The organism is Nocardioides sp. zg-1228 (genome assembly GCF_017086465.1).
Taxonomy (GTDB): Bacteria; Actinomycetota; Actinomycetes; order Propionibacteriales; family Nocardioidaceae; genus Nocardioides.
Window position 1 is genome coordinate 1,387,855 of the sequence record NZ_CP070961.1, and the last position, 15,560, is coordinate 1,403,414.

The 15,560-nt window shown below is 71.7% G+C and carries 11 protein-coding genes; 5 read left to right on the plus strand and 6 right to left on the minus strand.

What is annotated here, in order from left to right; translation table 11 throughout:
- Positions 1 to 220: 220 nt before the first annotated feature.
- The 4 genes from glgB to JX575_RS06735 form a co-directional block, all read right to left on the minus strand.
- The gene (gene glgB, locus JX575_RS06720; RefSeq protein WP_241005366.1) at positions 221 to 2,140 is read right to left on the minus strand and encodes a 1,4-alpha-glucan branching protein GlgB; all 1,920 of its coding nucleotides are present in this window, start codon (positions 2,138 to 2,140) and stop codon (positions 221 to 223) included.
- A 137-nt stretch (positions 2,141 to 2,277) separates the two neighbouring features.
- Positions 2,278 to 3,684, minus strand: coding sequence for a hypothetical protein (locus JX575_RS06725; protein WP_186341675.1), 1,407 nt, complete (start codon positions 3,682 to 3,684; stop codon positions 2,278 to 2,280).
- Entirely contained in the window at positions 3,681 to 5,408 is a 1,728-nt protein-coding gene (gene treS, locus JX575_RS06730) for a maltose alpha-D-glucosyltransferase (RefSeq protein ID WP_186341820.1), read from the minus strand. The genes JX575_RS06725 and treS overlap by 4 nt, the downstream gene beginning before the upstream one ends.
- 23 nt (positions 5,409 to 5,431) lie before the next feature.
- Complete coding sequence (locus JX575_RS06735) at positions 5,432 to 7,426, minus strand: alpha-1,4-glucan--maltose-1-phosphate maltosyltransferase (RefSeq protein ID WP_186341676.1); 1,995 nt, start codon at positions 7,424 to 7,426, stop codon at positions 5,432 to 5,434.
- 190 nt (positions 7,427 to 7,616) lie between these two features.
- Between JX575_RS06735 and glgP the strand changes: the two genes are divergently transcribed.
- Both glgP and JX575_RS06745 read left to right on the plus strand, forming a co-directional pair.
- Positions 7,617 to 10,199 carry an alpha-glucan family phosphorylase gene (gene glgP, locus JX575_RS06740; RefSeq protein WP_186341677.1) on the plus strand — a complete coding sequence of 861 codons (2,583 nt, stop codon included), beginning with the start codon at positions 7,617 to 7,619 and terminating at the stop codon, positions 10,197 to 10,199.
- A gap of 72 nt (positions 10,200 to 10,271) precedes the next feature.
- Positions 10,272 to 10,601: a hypothetical protein gene (locus JX575_RS06745; protein WP_186341678.1), complete on the plus strand. Its 330-nt coding sequence runs from the start codon at positions 10,272 to 10,274 to the stop codon at positions 10,599 to 10,601.
- Positions 10,602 to 10,615: 14 nt separating this feature from the next.
- Here the strand turns inward: JX575_RS06745 and JX575_RS06750 are convergent, their stop codons facing one another.
- Positions 10,616 to 10,984 (minus strand): hypothetical protein, encoded by a 369-nt coding sequence (locus JX575_RS06750; protein ID WP_186341679.1) that lies wholly within the window; start codon positions 10,982 to 10,984, stop codon positions 10,616 to 10,618.
- Positions 10,985 to 11,041: 57 nt separating this feature from the next.
- Between JX575_RS06750 and JX575_RS06755 the strand changes: the two genes are divergently transcribed.
- Together JX575_RS06755 and JX575_RS06760 are read left to right on the plus strand one after the other, a co-directional pair.
- Entirely contained in the window at positions 11,042 to 11,509 is a 468-nt protein-coding gene (locus JX575_RS06755) for a MarR family transcriptional regulator (RefSeq protein WP_241005368.1), read from the plus strand.
- A gap of 62 nt (positions 11,510 to 11,571) precedes the next feature.
- Positions 11,572 to 12,480 (plus strand): AraC family transcriptional regulator, encoded by a 909-nt coding sequence (locus JX575_RS06760; RefSeq protein ID WP_186341680.1) that lies wholly within the window; start codon positions 11,572 to 11,574, stop codon positions 12,478 to 12,480.
- A gap of 18 nt (positions 12,481 to 12,498) precedes the next feature.
- On the opposite strand, the gene glgX is transcribed toward JX575_RS06760, so the two are convergent.
- The gene (glgX, locus tag JX575_RS06765) at positions 12,499 to 14,676 is read right to left on the minus strand and encodes a glycogen debranching protein GlgX (protein WP_241005369.1); all 2,178 of its coding nucleotides are present in this window, start codon (positions 14,674 to 14,676) and stop codon (positions 12,499 to 12,501) included.
- A gap of 83 nt (positions 14,677 to 14,759) precedes the next feature.
- Here glgX and JX575_RS06770 point away from each other — a divergent pair, with 83 nt between their 5' ends.
- Complete coding sequence (locus tag JX575_RS06770) at positions 14,760 to 15,536, plus strand: enoyl-CoA hydratase-related protein (RefSeq protein WP_186341682.1); 777 nt, start codon at positions 14,760 to 14,762, stop codon at positions 15,534 to 15,536.
- Positions 15,537 to 15,560 lie beyond the last annotated feature (24 nt).

The following is a 15,560-nucleotide window of genomic DNA, read 5'->3' on the forward strand; positions in this document are numbered from 1 at the left end:
CGACCGCGCAATGCCCACGCCGGCAGTGGCGGTCCACCTCACTGTGGACAACCACCCGCGAAGGAGGGCTGGGGACGGCTCGTGGTCCGCGCACCTCTCCGTGTCGCCGTCTGCTGGTTCATCAAGGGATGCAGACGAACCCGCACCTCCCACGGTGAGCTGACCGTGGGAAGTGCGGGTTCGACGACATACCTTGATGAACCAGCGGCGAGCGCGGGGGTCAGTCGGCCTTGCGGAACCAGACGGTGGCGAGCGGGGGTACGACGATGTCGGCGTACGCCGGCTGCCCGTGGTGGTCGCCCGCGACCGCCGTCACCGAGCCGAGGTTGCCCACGCCGGAGCCGTGGTAGGCGTCGGCGTCCGTGTTGAGGATCTCGGTCCACGTGCCGGCCGACGGCATGCCGAGGCGGTAGCCCTCGTGGGGGGTGCCGGCGAAGTTGGCCACGCACACCAAGTCGGGCTCGCCGGGGGAGCGGCGCACGAACGAGAAGGTGTTGCGCCCCGCGTCGTTGGCGTCGATCCACTGGAACCCGGACGGGTCGTTGTCCCGGCCCCACAGCGCGGCGGTCTCGGTGTAGGCGTGGTTCATGTCGCGTACGAGCGCGTGGACGCCGGCGTGCTCGGGGTGCTCGAGGAGCCACCAGTCGAGCTCCCGGCTCTCCGCCCACTCCGACTCCTGGCCGAACTCGCAGCCCATGAAGAGCAGCTGCTTGCCGGGGTGCGCCCACATGTAGGCGAGGTAGGCGCGCAGGTTGGCCAGCTGCTGCCACCGGTCGCCCGGCATCTTGCGCAGCAGGGAGCCCTTGCCGTGCACGACCTCGTCGTGGCTGATGGGCAGCACGTAGTTCTCGGCGTAGGCGTAGACCAGGGAGAAGGTCAGCTGGCCGTGGTGGTGGCTGCGGTAGAGCGGGTCCTTGGCGACGTAGTTGAGCGAGTCGTGCATCCAGCCCATGTTCCACTTGAAGCCGAACCCGAGGCCGCCCTCGCTGGTGGGTCCGGTGACCCCGGGCCACGCGGTCGACTCCTCGGCGATGGTGACGATGCCGGGCACCCGCTTGTAGACGGTGGCGTTCATCTCCTGGAGGAACTGCACGGCCTCGAGGTTCTCGCGTCCGCCGTGCTTGTTGGGCGACCACTCGCCGTGCTCGCGGGCGTAGTCGAGGTAGAGCATCGAGGCGACGCCGTCCACGCGCAGACCGTCGGCGTGGTACTCCTCGAGCCAGTAGACCGCGTTGGCGTAGAGGAAGTTGCGCACCTCGTTGCGCCCGAAGTTGAAGATGTGGGAGCCCCACTCCTTGTGCCACCCGCGCTGCGGGTTGGGGTCCTCGTAGAGCGGGGTGCCGTCGAAGCGGGCCAGCGCCCACTCGTCGGTGGCGAAGTGGCCGGGCACCCAGTCGAGGATCACGCCGATGCCGGCCTGGTGCAGCCGGTCGATGAGCCGCTTGAGGCCGTCGGGGTCGCCGAAGCGCGAGTCGGGGGCGAAGTAGGAGGTGACGTGGTAGCCCCAGGAGCCGCCGAACGGGTGCTGCATCACGGGCATGAACTCGACGTGGGTGAAGCCGAGGTCGGAGACGTAGGGCACGAGCGCGTCGGCGATCTCGTCCCACGAGTAGAGCTCGCCGGAGTAGTGCTTGCGCCACGACGCGAGGTGCACCTCGTAGGTGGACATCGCCTCGTCGACGGGCTGGGCGGTGCGGCGCCTCTCCAGCCACGCGTCGTCGTTCCACTCGTGCTGGGACCTCCACACGACCGAGGCCGAGCGCGGCGGCTTCTCGGCGTACTGGGCGAGCGGGTCGGCACGGTCGACCCACTGCCCGTCGGCGCCACGGATGCGGTACTTGTAGTGCGAGCCGACGCCGGCGGCCTCGACGTGGGCGTGCCAGACGCCCGAGCCGTCGAGCCGGGTCATCGGGTGCGCGGCACCGTCCCAGCCGGCCCAGTCGCCGGCCACCTGGACCTCGAGCGCGTTGGGGGCCCAGACGCGGAACGACGTGCCGTCGGCGCCGGCCTGCGCGCCGAGCACGGTCCACAGCAGCTCGTGGCGGCCCTCGCCGATCAGGTGCAGGTCGAGCTCGCCCGGGGCGTGCGGGTCGCCGGCCGGGGTCCCGGGGGCGGAGACGGGGGGAGCAGGCGGGGACACGGGAGGGGCCTCGACGGGAGGGGAGGCGGGAGGGGAGACCGGCGAGGCCGGGGGAGTGACGGGGGGAGCGGCGGGGGCCGCGGGCGCCTGGCTCGGGGACCCCGAGCGGGGGGTGCGGGGGGTGCGGGGGGGCTGGGTCATGACGTCTCCTCCAACGCTGCCAGGGGGATGGAGATCCATCCCGGACGGTTGCGGGCTTCGTAGACCGCCTCGTAGACGACCTTGTCGGCGAGGTAGGCGTCGAGCAGTACCCCGTTGGCGTCCTGGGAGTCCTCGCCCAGCTGGGCGGTGTAGGCGTCCAGGAACGCCGCACGGTTGCGCGCGGCCCACTCCGAGGCCCGGTAGGCACGCTGCTCGGCCTCGCCGGGCGCCTCGGCGCCGGTGCTCGAGAGGGCCACGACGCGCGGCGCGTAGTCGAACGAGCGGACCATGCCGGCGACGTCGCGCCACACCGAGTCGGGCCGGAGACGCTCGGCGAGCGGCTTGGCCGGCTCGCCCTCGAAGTCGACGATCTTCCAGCCCTTGACCGTCCGCAGCGTCTGCCCCAGGTGCAGGTCGCCGTGGACCTGCTGCACCTCGACGGCGTCGAGCTCGCGCAGGCGGGCGAACCGCTCACGCAGCCCGGCCTCGTGGGGGGCGAGGTCGGGCACCACGTCGAGGGCCGCGACCAGCCGCTCCTCCATCGCCCTGGCGAGCTCGTCGATGGCCGTGGCGTCGCGCCGCTCGACGGGGAAGTGCGCGGCCAGGTCGGCGTGCACCTCGGCGAGCGCCACGCCGAGCCGGGCGGCCTCGCCCGCGAAGTCGCCGCCGACCTCGTCGGCGTGCAGGTCGGCCTCGGCGAAGAGGTTGCGCACACTGGCCAGCGCGAGGTCCCACCCGTCGCTGGCGGTGCGGAGGAACTGCTGGAGCATCGCGAGCTGGATGGTGGTGTTGGTCTCCTCGTCGACCAGGTCGAGCCACCCGTAGAGCGCGGCGACGTGGGTCGAGCCGGCCTCGGTCAGCACCTGGTGGATCGCGATGTCGGGGTTGACGCCCGGGGTCACCTTGCGGAAGACCTTCATCAGCGCGTCCTCGCCGAAGGCGACCGAGGAGTTGGACTGCTCTCCGGAGAAGAGCGTGGAGTGCGCCTCGAGGTCGAGCTCGTGGCCCGGGAGCCGGTGGAACATCAGGTCGCCGCGCGCGTCGGACGGCGGTGCCGGGGCGACTCCGTGGCGGGCGAACCCGGCCAGCCACAGGGCCATCGCCTGCCGGTCGTGGAGTGCGTCGTAGACGAAGGCGTGTCCCGCCTCCTCGTCGTCCCACTCGCCGATGAGGGCGTGCGCGATGCGCTCCTGCGGCTCGGTGTAGAACGCCAGCGGCAGCTGGTAGAGCTCGCTCGACCCGTCGTCGAACGCCACCTCGGCGAGCTCGACGGTCACGCGCAGGCCGTCGGGCGCCCCGGGCAGGACGCCCACGCGGCGTACGTCGCCCAGCTCCCAGTCGCGCCCCTTGCCGCCGAACCAGCGCGCGCCGTCGATCCAGCTCCTGATCTCTGTCCTGCTCATGGCTCCACCCTCGTGGTGCTCGGATCGGTCAGCCTCAGCCAGAGGAAGCCGTAGCCGCCCAGCGTCAGCAGGTAGGGCAGCTCGCCGATCGCCGGGAACGGCACGCCGCCGAGCAGCTCGACCGGGATCATGCCCTCCCACTGCCGCAGGTCGAGCTCGACCGGCTGCGGGAAGCGCGACAGGTTGTTGACGCAGAGGATCACGTCGCGCCCGTCGGGTCCGTCGTGCTCGCGGATGTAGGACAGCACGCTCGGGTTGGAGCCGCCGAGGTCGACGAAGTCGCCGAGGCCGAACGCGGGGTGCCGCCGCCGCGCGTGCACGAGCCGCCGGGTCCAGTGCAGCAGCGAGGACGTGTTCTCCAGCTGCGCCTCGACGTTGACCGACTGGTAGCCGTAGACCGGGTCCTGGATGGCCGGCAGGTGCAGCTTGCCCGGCGTCGCCGCGGAGAAGCCCGCGTTGCGGTCGGGCGTCCACTGCATCGGGGTGCGGACGCCGTCGCGGTCGCCGAGCCAGATGTTGTCGCCCATCCCGATCTCGTCGCCGTAGTAGAGCACGGGGGAGCCGGGCAGCGAGAGCAGCAGCGCGGTGAACAGCTCCATCCGGTTCACGTCGTTGTCGAGCAGCGGCGCGAGCCGACGGCGGATGCCGATGTTGGCCTTCATCCGCGGGTCGTGGGCGTACTCCGACCACATGTAGTCGCGGTCCTCGTCGGTGACCATCTCGAGCGTGAGCTCGTCGTGGTTGCGCAGGAAGATGCCCCACTGGCAGCCCTCGGGGATCTGGGGCGTCTGCTCGAGGATCTCCGAGATCGGGAAGCGCGACTCGCGCCGCACCGCCATGAAGATGCGCGGCATGACGGGGAAGTGGAACGCCATGTGGCACTCGGTGCCGACCCAGCGGCCGTCCTCGGTGCGCTCGGGGCCGAAGTACTCCACCACGTCGGCCGGCCACTGGTTGGCCTCGCACAGCAGCACGCGGCCGGGATAGTTCTCGTCGACGAAGCGGCGGCACTTCTTGAGGAACTCGTGGGTCTCGGGGAGGTTCTCGCCGTTGGTGCCGGGGCGCTCGTAGAGGTAGGGCACCGCGTCGAGGCGGAAGCCGTCGAGGCCCATGTCGAGCCAGAACGCCATCGCGTCCAGCATCGCGTCGTGGACCTTGGGGTTGTCGAAGTTGAGGTCGGGCTGGTGGTGGAAGAAGCGGTGCCAGAAGTACTGCTGGCGCACCGGGTCCCACGTCCAGTTGGACGGCTCGGTGTCGACGAAGATGACGCGGGCGTCCTGGTAGAGCTCGTCGGTGTCGGACCACACGTAGAAGTCGCCGTAGGGGCCCTCGGGGTCGCTGCGGCTGGCCTGGAACCACGGGTGGGCGTCACTCGTGTGGTTCATGACGAAGTCGATGATCACCCGGATGCCGCGCTGGTGGCAGGCGTCGATGAACTCGTGGAAGTCCTCGACCGTGCCGCACTCGGGGAGGATGTTGTTGTAGTCGGCCACGTCGTAGCCGCCGTCGCGCAGGGGCGAGGTGAAGAACGGCGGCACCCACAGGCAGTCGACGCCCAGCCACTCGAGGTAGTCGAGCTTCTCGATCAGCCCCTTGAAGTCGCCCGTCCCGTCCCCGTTGGAGTCGTGGAAGGACCGCACCAGCACCTCGTAGAACACCGCCGTGCGGAACCACTCGGGCTCCGCGTTGAGCACGGCGGTCGCACGGGTGGCGTCCGTCGGCATCGCGGCGGACGTGGGGTGGTCGGTCAAGGGGTCCTCCTGATGGAGATGACGTGGGCGGGTTCGTAACCGGGGTCGAGGCGTACGTAGTTGTGCGCGGTCCAGCTCCAGTCGGCGCCGGTGATCTCGTCGTGGGCGATGAAGGAGTCGTGCCAGTCCATGCCGAGCGCGGGCATGTCGAGGTGGACCATCGTCTCGCGGGTGCCGTGCGGGTCGAGGTTGATGACGCTGATGACGATGTCTCGCTGCCCGTCGGGGAGGGTGTGCGACTTGGAGAACACCAGCACCTGCTCGTCGTCGCTGGAATGGATCGTCACGTTGCGCAGCAGCTGGAGCGCGGGGTGCTGTCGACGGATCTCGTTGAGCCGGGTCAGGTAGGGCGCCAGGGTCGTCCCCTCGGCGTCGTGCCGCTCCCAGTCGCGGATGCGGATCTGGTACTTCTCCGAGTCGAGGTACTCCTCCGAGCCGGGCTTGACGGCCACGTGCTCGAAGAGCTCGTAGCCGGCGTAGACGCCCCAGCTCGGCGAGCCGGTGGCCGCGAGCGCGGCGCGCACCTTGAACGCCGCCGGGCCGCCGTACTGCAGGTAGGCGTGGAGGATGTCGGGGGTGTTGACCCAGAAGTTGGGCCGCATCAGGTGGTCGGACCGGTGCGAGAGCTCGAGGAGGTAGTCCTCGATCTCGCGCCGGGCCGTGCGCCAGGTGAAGTAGGTGTAGCTCTGGTGGAAGCCCACCGCGCCGAGGCCGTGCATCATCGCCGGCTTGGTGAACGCCTCGGACAGGAAGACCACGTCGGGGTCGGTGCGCCGGACCTCGGCCAGCAGCCACTCCCAGAAGGCGAGCGGCTTGGTGTGGGGGTTGTCGACGCGGAAGACCCGCACCCCGTGCGCCATCCACAGCTTGACGATGCGCAGCACCTCGCGGCAGATGCCGGCGGGGTCGTTGTCGAAGTTGACCGGGTAGATGTCCTGGTACTTCTTCGGCGGGTTCTCGGCGAAGGCGATCGTGCCGTCGGCCCGGGTGGTGAAGAACTCCGGGTGCGTGGTCACCCACGGGTGGTCGGGCGCCGCCTGCAGCGCCAGGTCGAGGGCGACCTCCAGGCCGAGCTCGCGCGCGCGGGCCACGAACGCGTCGAAGTCCTCGAACGTCCCGAGGTCGGGGTGGATGGCGTCGTGACCGCCGTGCCGGCTGCCGATCGCCCACGGCGAGCCGGGGTCGTCGGGGCCGGGGTCGAGGCTGTTGTTGGGTCCCTTGCGGTTGACCTCGCCGATCGGGTGGATCGGGGGGAGGTAGATGACGTCGAAGCCCATCTCGGCGACCCGGTCGAGCCGCTCGGCGGCCGTGCGGAGGGTGCCGGTGGTGACCTTGCCGGTCCTCTCGTCGCGGGTCGCGCCCTCCGAGCGGGGGAAGAACTCGTACCAGCTGCCGTAGAGGGCGCGGGTGCGGTCGGCGCGGAAGCGGAACGGGCCGGTGACGGTCAGCAGCTCGCGCACCGGGTGGGCGAGCAGCACGGCGTCGAGCTCGGGGTCCTGGAGGGCGGCCAGCCGAGCCGCCACGGGCCGCTCGGTGTCGCTCGCGGCCGCGTGGGCGCCGGCCACCACCGCTGCCGCGTGCTCGTCGAGCGCGTCGGCCCCGGTGGCGCTGGAGACGCGCTCGAGCAGCAACCGGGCCTCGGTGAACATGAGCTCGACGTCGACGCCGGCAGGGATCTTGAGACCGGCGTCGTGCTGCCAGGTCGCGATCGGGTCGGACCAGGAGTGGATCTCGAAGGTCCACTCGCCCTCGACGTCCGGGGTGATGTGCGCCACGTAGCGGTTGGGCTCCGCGCCTTCGGGGGTCATCCGGACCGGGGGGCGCGAACGGCCCGACGGATCGATGGCGACCACCTCGGCGGACAGCTGGTCGTGCCCCTCGCGGAACACCGACGCGCGTACGGGCATCGGCTCGCCGACCGTCGCCTTGGCCGACTGCCGACCGAGGTCGACCACGGGCGAGACATCCATCACGGGTATCCGTCCAACCATGGCCCCACACTTGCGAACCCGACCCCGCGCACGCAAGCCGACCGGGGTCGAGGCCACCCCTTGGGACGGCTCGCTGGTGGCCGGCCGGGGCGTGCGTGTGACGCACGCGACCGACGGTGTCGTGGCGACGCGGTCCGGCGAAGCGGGGGCGCCCTTTGAGCGTTCCAACAAATGCCCTAGCGTCATGCCGGTGCGAGCGTTCAGACGAATCACTGTCCGTCCCGTCCTGCCCGAGCCGCTGACGGCGCTGTCCGTCCTGGCCGGAAACCTGCGCTGGTCGTGGCACCCGCCCACCCAGGACGTGTTCTCCTCGATCGACCCGGCGCTGTGGCGCGAGGTGTCCGGCGACCCGGTGCGCTTCCTCGGCGCCGTCGGTCGCGAGCGGCTCGACGAGCTGGCCGGCGACGCCGACTTCCGCGCGCGCCTCGACGCCGCCCACGCCGACCTGGAGCGCTACCTCTCCGAGGACCGGTGGTACGCCCGCAAGGCGGGCGCCGACGCCCCGCGCGCGATCGCGTACTTCTCGCCCGAGTTCGGCATCACCTCGGTGCTGCCGCAGTACTCCGGCGGCCTCGGCATCCTCGCCGGCGACCACCTGAAGGCCTCCTCCGACCTCGGCATCCCGCTGATCGGTGTCGGGCTGTTCTACCGCCACGGCTACTTCGAGCAGTCCCTCGACCGCGACGGCTGGCAGCAGGAGAGCTATCCGGTGCTCGACCCCGACGAGCTCCCGCTCTCGCAGCTGCGGGAGGCAGACGGCACCCGCGCCACGGTGTCGATCGCGCTGCCCGACGGCCCCGACCTCATCGCCCGGATCCTGGTCGCGCAGGTCGGGCGGGTGCCGCTGCTCCTGCTCGACACCGACATCGAGGACAACAGCGCCCACTACCGCGACGTCACCGACCGGCTCTACGGCGGCACCTCCGAGCACCGGCTGCGCCAGGAGCTGCTGCTGGGCGTCGGCGGCGTCCGTGCGCTCCGGGCGTGGTCGCGCATCACCGGCGCCCCGGTCCCGGAGGTCTTCCACACCAACGAGGGGCACGCCGGGTTCCTCGGCATCGAGCGCATCCGCGAGCTCACCGTCGCCGACGACGGACCGCACCTCGACTTCGACACCGCGCTCGAGGTCTCCCGTGCCGGCACCGTGTTCACCACCCACACGCCGGTGCCCGCCGGCATCGACCGCTTCCCGCGCGAGCTCGTCTCGCAGTACTTCGGGGGCAACTCCCCGACGCCGGGCGTGCCGGTCGAGCGCGTGCTGGCGCTGGGCGCCGAGGACTACGAGGGCGGCGACGCCAACGTGTTCAACATGGCGGTGATGGGCTTCCGCCTCGCCCAGCGCGCCAACGGCGTCTCCGAGCTGCACGGGCACGTCTCGCGCGGCATGTTCAACGGCCTCTGGCCGGCGTTCGACGAGGCGGAGGTGCCGATCACCTCCATCACCAACGGCGTCCACGGACCGACGTGGATCGCACGTGAGGTCGTCGAGCTCGCCGCCAGTCGCGGCGCCGACGTCGACGGCGACGACACCGACGCCCTGTGGCCGCTGGTCGACCAGGTCGCCGACAGCGAGATCTGGGACCTCAAGCGCCGCCTGCGCACGCGCTTCGTCGACGACGCCCGCGACCGGATGCGTCGCTCGGCGGCCAAGCGGGGCTTCGCCCCCGCCGAGACGACGTGGATCGACACCGCACTCGACCCCGACGTGCTGACGATCGGCTTCGCGCGGCGCGTGCCGACCTACAAGCGGCTCACGCTCATGCTGCGCGACCCCGCGCGCCTGAAGAGGCTGCTGCTCGACCCCGAGCGTCCCGTCCAGCTCGTCATCGCCGGCAAGGCCCACCCGGCCGACGAGACCGGCAAGCGGCTGATCCAGGAGATGGTGCGCTTCGCCGACGACCCCGAGGTCCGCCACCGCATCGCGTTCCTGCCCAACTACGACATCGCGATGGCGCAGCCGCTCTACCCCGGTTGCGACGTGTGGCTCAACAACCCGCTGCGGCCCTACGAGGCCTGCGGCACCTCCGGCATGAAGGCCGCGCTCAACGGCGGCCTCAACCTCTCGATCCTCGACGGCTGGTGGGACGAGTGGTACGACGGCGACAGCGGCTGGGCGATCCCGTCAGCCGACGGGATCGTCGACCCCGACCGGCGCGACGACCTCGAGGCCGCCGCGCTCTACGACCTCATCGAGATCGAGGTCGTCCCGCGCTTCTACGAGACCAACGACGAGGGCGTGCCCCCGCGGTGGCTGGAGATGGTGCGCCACACGCTCAAGTCGCTCGGCCCCAAGGTGCTCGCCACCCGCCAGGTGCGCGACTACGTCCGTGAGCTCTACGCCCCGGCCGCGCGCACCGCGCGCACCCTCAACTCCGACTACACCGGCGCCCGCACGCTGTCGCACTGGAAGGCCGAGGTGCGCGCCGCGTGGCCCGGCGTCCGTGTCGAGCACGTCGACTCCGAGGGCGTCGGCGACCAGGCGGTGGTGGGTGCCACGCTCGGCGTGCGCGCCTACGTGGCGCTCGGCTCGCTCTCCCCGGACGACGTCGAGGTCCAGGTCGTGCACGGCCGCACCGGCGCCGACGACGTGCTGACCGCGACCACGGTCACGCCGATGCAGGTGGGGGAGTCCTACGACGGCAACCGCCACCGCTTCGACGCCTCGGTGCCGTTGGCGGTCTCCGGACCGTTCGGCTACACCGTCCGCGTGGTGCCGCGCAACCCGTCGCTGGCCTCGGTGGCCGAGCTGGGCCTGGTGGCCGAGCCCGCCTGAGCGTCGCGCGCGGGGCGGGCGAAACCCCGTTGCCACCGCCGGGCGTCGCGACGACGATGGCCCCATGGCCCCATGGCCGCGCCGCCGCCCCCGGACCTCCTGGCACCCTTCCTCGCTGCGGCCGACTCGGCGGCCGCTGCCCGGCCCGAGGTCGACGGGGAGCTCGCCCGGGAGCTGATGGCGGAGGCGGCCGGGCGGTTGCACGACAGCCTCGCGCTCGACCACCTCGACGAGCACGACCGCACGATCGCTGTCACGGCGCTCGCCGCCGACCTGGTGGCGTCCGACCCGGGCGCGGCCGTGCGCTCGCGCGCGGCGGGCGTCGAGGGCCACGCCGGCCCCCACGACCCCGACGGGGTGCGCGCGGCCTACCTGGTCGCCGCCCGGGTGCTGGGTCTGTAGGGCCGCGTCGACGGTCAGGCGAAGGTCAGCCAGAGCCCGACGCCGGTGGGGACCAGCCCCAGCAGCAGCCACGGCGACACGATGCGCCGGCCGTGGATCGCCAGGCCGGCCGCGACCGCGAAGGCGCCGAAGATGCCCGCGATGATGGTGAGCCCGATCTTGGAGGAGTCGGGGACGTCGTCGAGCATCACGGCCGCGGCGACGAGGCCGACGACGAGGTGCAGGATCGTGCTGACGGCGAGGGTGGACATCACCCATCGCTGCACGCGGGCGAGGTCGCGGGCGTCCTTCTCGGGATCGGCGACCACCCGGCGCGGCGCGTCGAGGTCGAGGAGGTGGCCGCGGCCCTTCTCGGTACGTCGCGCGGGGACGCTGCCAGCCATCTGAGGTGCCTCTCTCGACGAATCGGTTGTTGCGACAACGATTGCTAGGCTAACAAGGTGTCCACGCCGCGCCCAATCGAGGATCCTCTCGCCCTCGAGCAGCAGGTCTGCTTCGCGCTCGCGGTGGCGTCCCGCACGGTGATCTCGGTCTACCGGCCCGTGCTGGAGCCGATGGGGCTGACCCACCCGCAGTACCTCGTGATGCTGGCGCTGTGGGGCGAGGAGCCGCTGTCGGTGACCGAGCTCAGCCGCCGCCTCGAGCTCGACCCGGGCACGCTGTCGCGGCTGCTCAAGCGGCTGGAGGCGGCCGAGCTGGTCCGCCGCGACCGCAACCCGGCGGACGAGCGCAGCCTCGCGGTGGCGCTGACCGAGAAGGGCCGCGGCCTGCGGGCGCAGGCGCTCGAGGTGCCCGGCACCATCCTGTGCCGGCTCGGGATGGACCTGGCCGATCTGGTGGATCTGCGCGACCGGCTGACCGAGGTCATCGGCGCCGCCAAGGCAGCGACGGAGACCGCGCCGGCCTGACGGGTGCAGACTGCGCACGTGCGATCAAGCGCCCCGTCCCGCCACGGACGAAGGTGGTGGTCATGACGACAGCGGCCGACACCTTCGCGGCCTTCCTCGACGCCCTGGCCGAGACCCTCGACCTCGGTGGCGAGGCGCGGGCCCGCCGGCTCCACCTGTCCCGGTTCCACCTCACCCGGGTGGTGTCGGCGGCCGGTGGGGAGGCACCGGAGCGGATGCGTCGCCGGCTGCTGCTCGAGCGCGCGGCCCACCGCCTGATCACCAGCGACCACCAGGTGGTCGACATCGCGTTCGAGGCCGGCTTCGGCTCCCACGAGGCGTTCACCCGGGCGTTCGCGCGGGAGTACGGCACCCCGCCGAGCCGCTGGCGTCTGCACCCCACCCGCACCCAGATCGAGGGCGCGAGCGGAGTGCACTTCCACCCGCCCGGCAGCCTGCGGCTGCCGACCTCACGAAAGGTGACACCGATGGACCTGGTGACACGCATGATCGAGCACCACATCTGGCTGACCGGCGAGATGATCGAGCGGGCCTCGCGCCTGACCGACGAACAGCTCGACGCCCCGATCGAGGTGCCCATCGGCACCATCGACGACGACATGACCGTCCGGTCGGTGCTCGGCCGCCTGGTCGGCCAGCTGGCCCAGTGGAACGCCGCCGTCGACCAGCGCTCCTACGACTGGGCCCAGGAGCGGGGCAAGTCGCCCAGCGCCCTGCGGCGCGAGCTCGCCGAGGAGGGCCCGGCGTTCCTCAGCCAGGTGCGCACGACCGTCGAGGAGGGGCGTCTCGACGACACCTTCGTCGACGTCACCTGCGAGACGCCGCGGGTCTTCACCTACGGCGGGATGGTCGCGCACGTGCTGACCTTCGCGGCCGTACGACGCCTCGTCGTGCTCGGCGCGTTGGAGAAGCTGGGGATCGCCGACCTCGACGCCGGCGACCCGATGGAGTGGGTGGGCGCACCCGCCTAGCCGTACCTGGCCGGGGTCTCAGGTCTCGCGCAGCACCAGCACCGAGCGGGCCTGGAGCCCGAGCGTCCCGCCCGCCACGACCGGCGTGCCGACCGCCACGTCGGGGTTGGTCGACAGCACCACCTCGCCGTGGTGGACCCACGTGTTGGCGGGCAGGACCAGCTCGACGTCGTCGACCCCGGCGTTGAGCCAGATCATGAACGAGCGGTCCCGCACCTGCTCCCCGCGTGGGCCGGGGGAGCGGAGCGGGGCGCCGTTGAGGAACATCCCGATGGTCCGGATGGAGTCGTCGTTCCAGTCCGCGACGGTCATCTCGCGTCCGCTCGGGTGCACCCAGACGAGGTCCTTCATCCCGCCCTTGATGGTGGGGCGGCCCGCGAACCAGTGCCGCTGGCGCAGCACCGGGTGCTCCCGGCGCAGTCGCAGCGCGGCCTTGGTGATCTCGTAGACGTCGAGCCACGCGTCGTCGGGGCGCCAGTCGATCCACGACGTCTCGTTGTCCTGGCCGTAGGCGTTGTTGTTGCCGTGCTGGGTGCGCCCGCGCTCGTCGCCGGCGGTGAGCATCGGCACGCCACTGGAGAAGCAGAGCGTGGCCATCAGGTTGGCCGCCTGGCGGCGGCGCAGCGCGAGGATGGTGGGGTCGTCGGTCTCGCCCTCGACGCCGCAGTTCCACGACCGGTTGTTGTCGCTGCCGTCGCGGTTGTCCTCCCCGTTGGCCTCGTTGTGCTTGACGTCGTAGGACACCAGGTCGCGCAGCGTGAAGCCGTCGTGGGCGGTGATGAAGTTGACCGACGCGTAGGGGGAGCGGCCGTCGTCTGCGTAGAGGTCGCTCGATCCGGCCAGCCGCGTCGCGACCGTGCGTACGCCGCCGGAGTGGCCGCGCCAGAAGTCGCGCACGGTGTCGCGGAACTGGTCGTTCCACTCGATCCACGGCGGGGGGAACTGTCCGACCCGGTAGCCCTCCATGGAGGCGTCCCACGGCTCCGCGATCAGCTTCACGTGCCGCAGCACGGGGTCCTGGCCGATCGCCGTGAGCAGGTGCGAGCCCATGTCGACCGCCTGGTCGGTGCGTGACAGCGCGCTCATCAGGTCGAACCGGAACCCGTCGACGTGCATCTCGTCGACCCAGTAGCGGAGCGAGTCGAGGATCAGCCGCAGGCTCTGGGTGCGGGTGGCGTCGACGGTGTTGCCGCACCCGGTCACGTCCCAGTAGCGCACCGGCTCCGGCGCCTTGCCCGTCGCGGGCTCGCGCGGCACGACGTGCTGGTAGTAGCCGCGGTCGTCGAGGCCCCGGAAGCTCAGCGTCGGCCCCGACGGACCCGCCTCGGCGGTGTGGTTGTAGACCACGTCGAGGATGACCTCGAGCCCGGCGGCATGGAGGTCCTTGACCATCTGCTTGAACTCGGCGACCTGCTCGCCGCGGTCGCCCGAGGAGGAGTACGCGTTGTGCGGGGCGAAGAAGCACAGCGAGTTGTAGCCCCAGTAGTTGACCAGCCCACGCGCGGAGAGGGCGGGCTCGGAGAAGAACTGGTGGACCGGCAGCAGCTCGACCGCGGTCACGCCGAGGTCCTTGAGGTAGTCGGTCACCGCGGGGGCGGCGAGGCCGGCATAGGTGCCGCGCAGGTGCTCGGGCACGCGGTCGTGCAGCTCGGTCATGCCCTTGACGTGCAGCTCGTAGATGACCGTGTCGCGCCACCGCCGGTCCGGCGACCGGTCCTCGCCCCAGTCGAAGTCGTCGTGGACCACGACGCTGCGCGGGACGTAGGGCGCCGAGTCGAGGTCGCTGCGCCTCGCCGGCTCGCCCTTGACGTAGCCGAAGATGGCGTCGTCCACGACCAGGTCGCCCGAGACGGCCCTGGCGTAGGGGTCGAGCAGCAGCTTGGCGGGGTTGAACCTCAGCCCGGCGTCGGGGTTCCACGGACCGTCGGCCCGGTAGCCGTAGCGGGTGCCCGGCGCCACGTCGGGCAGGGCGCCGTGCCACACGCCCAGCGAGTGCTCGGTGAGCCGGTGGCGGGTCTCGGAGCCGTCCTCGTCGAACAGGCACACCCACATCGCCGTCGCCTCCGGGGCGTAGACGGCGAAGTTGGTCGACTCGGCGGACCACGTCGCCCCCAGCGGGTGGTTGCGACCCGGCCACACCGACCGGGTCTCGCCGTCGTGGTTCCACACGGGCGTCGTCTCCGGGGGTGGCGTCACGCGGGCCATTGTGGTGCCATCGCCGCGGCACGGCACAATGCGCCACGCACGGGCCGCGCCAACCACTCGACCAGGGAGCCACCATGGAGTTCGTCTCGATCGACGTGACCGACGGGGTCGCGGTGCTGCGGCTGGACCGTCCGAAGATGAACGCGATCAGCAGCCAGGTGCAGGCCGACCTGCGCGAGGCCGCCGCCGAGGTGACCGAGCGCGACGACGTACGGGCCGTGGTGCTGTGGGGCGGCGAGCGGGTCTTCGCGGCCGGCAACGACGTCAAGGAGATGGCGGGCATGACCCACGCCGAGATGGTCAAGCTCTCCGCGTCGGTGAGCTCGGCCACGACGGCCATCGCCCGGATCCCGAAGCCCGTCATCGCCGCCGTCAACGGCTACGCCCTGGGCGGCGGCTGCGAGCTCACCCTGGCCGCAGACCTGCGCTTCGCGGCCGAGGACGCCGTGTTCGGCCAGCCCGAGGTGCTGCTCGGCATCATCCCCGGCGCGGGCGGCACGCAGCGGCTCGCCCGCCTGGTCGGGACGGCCAAGGCGAAGGACATCGTCTTCACCGGCCGCTTCGTCAAGGCCGACGAGGCGCTCCGCATCGGCCTGGTCGACCGGGTGGTCCCGGCCGCGAAGGTGCTGGAGGAGTCGGTGGCCTACGCCGCGCAGTTCCGCGGGGCCGCCGCGCTGGCGATCCGCGCCGCCAAGGAGTGCATCGACCGGGGGAGCGAGGTCGACCTCGAGACGGGGCTGGAGATCGAGCGCCAGCAGTTCGCCGGCATCTTCGCCACCGAGGACCGCACCCGCGGCATGACGTCGTTCGTCGAGAACGGGCCCGGCAAGGCCACGTTCGTGGGCCGCTGAACGACGCCGGCAAGACACGGGAAG

Excerpts from the sequence above, each read along its gene's own strand:
- JX575_RS06725 (WP_186341675.1), bottom strand. The coding sequence starts at position 3,684 with ATGAGCAGGACAGAGATCAGGAGCTGGATCGACGGCGCGCGCTGGTTC.
- treS (WP_186341820.1), bottom strand. The coding sequence starts at position 5,408 with ATGCCGACGGACGCCACCCGTGCGACCGCCGTGCTCAACGCGGAGCCC.
- JX575_RS06735 (WP_186341676.1), bottom strand. The coding sequence starts at position 7,426 with ATGGTTGGACGGATACCCGTGATGGATGTCTCGCCCGTGGTCGACCTC.
- JX575_RS06745 (WP_186341678.1), top strand. The coding sequence starts at position 10,272 with ATGGCCGCGCCGCCGCCCCCGGACCTCCTGGCACCCTTCCTCGCTGCG.
- JX575_RS06750 (WP_186341679.1), bottom strand. The coding sequence starts at position 10,984 with ATGGCTGGCAGCGTCCCCGCGCGACGTACCGAGAAGGGCCGCGGCCAC.
- JX575_RS06760 (WP_186341680.1), top strand. The coding sequence starts at position 11,572 with ATGACGACAGCGGCCGACACCTTCGCGGCCTTCCTCGACGCCCTGGCC.
- JX575_RS06770 (WP_186341682.1), top strand. The coding sequence starts at position 14,760 with ATGGAGTTCGTCTCGATCGACGTGACCGACGGGGTCGCGGTGCTGCGG.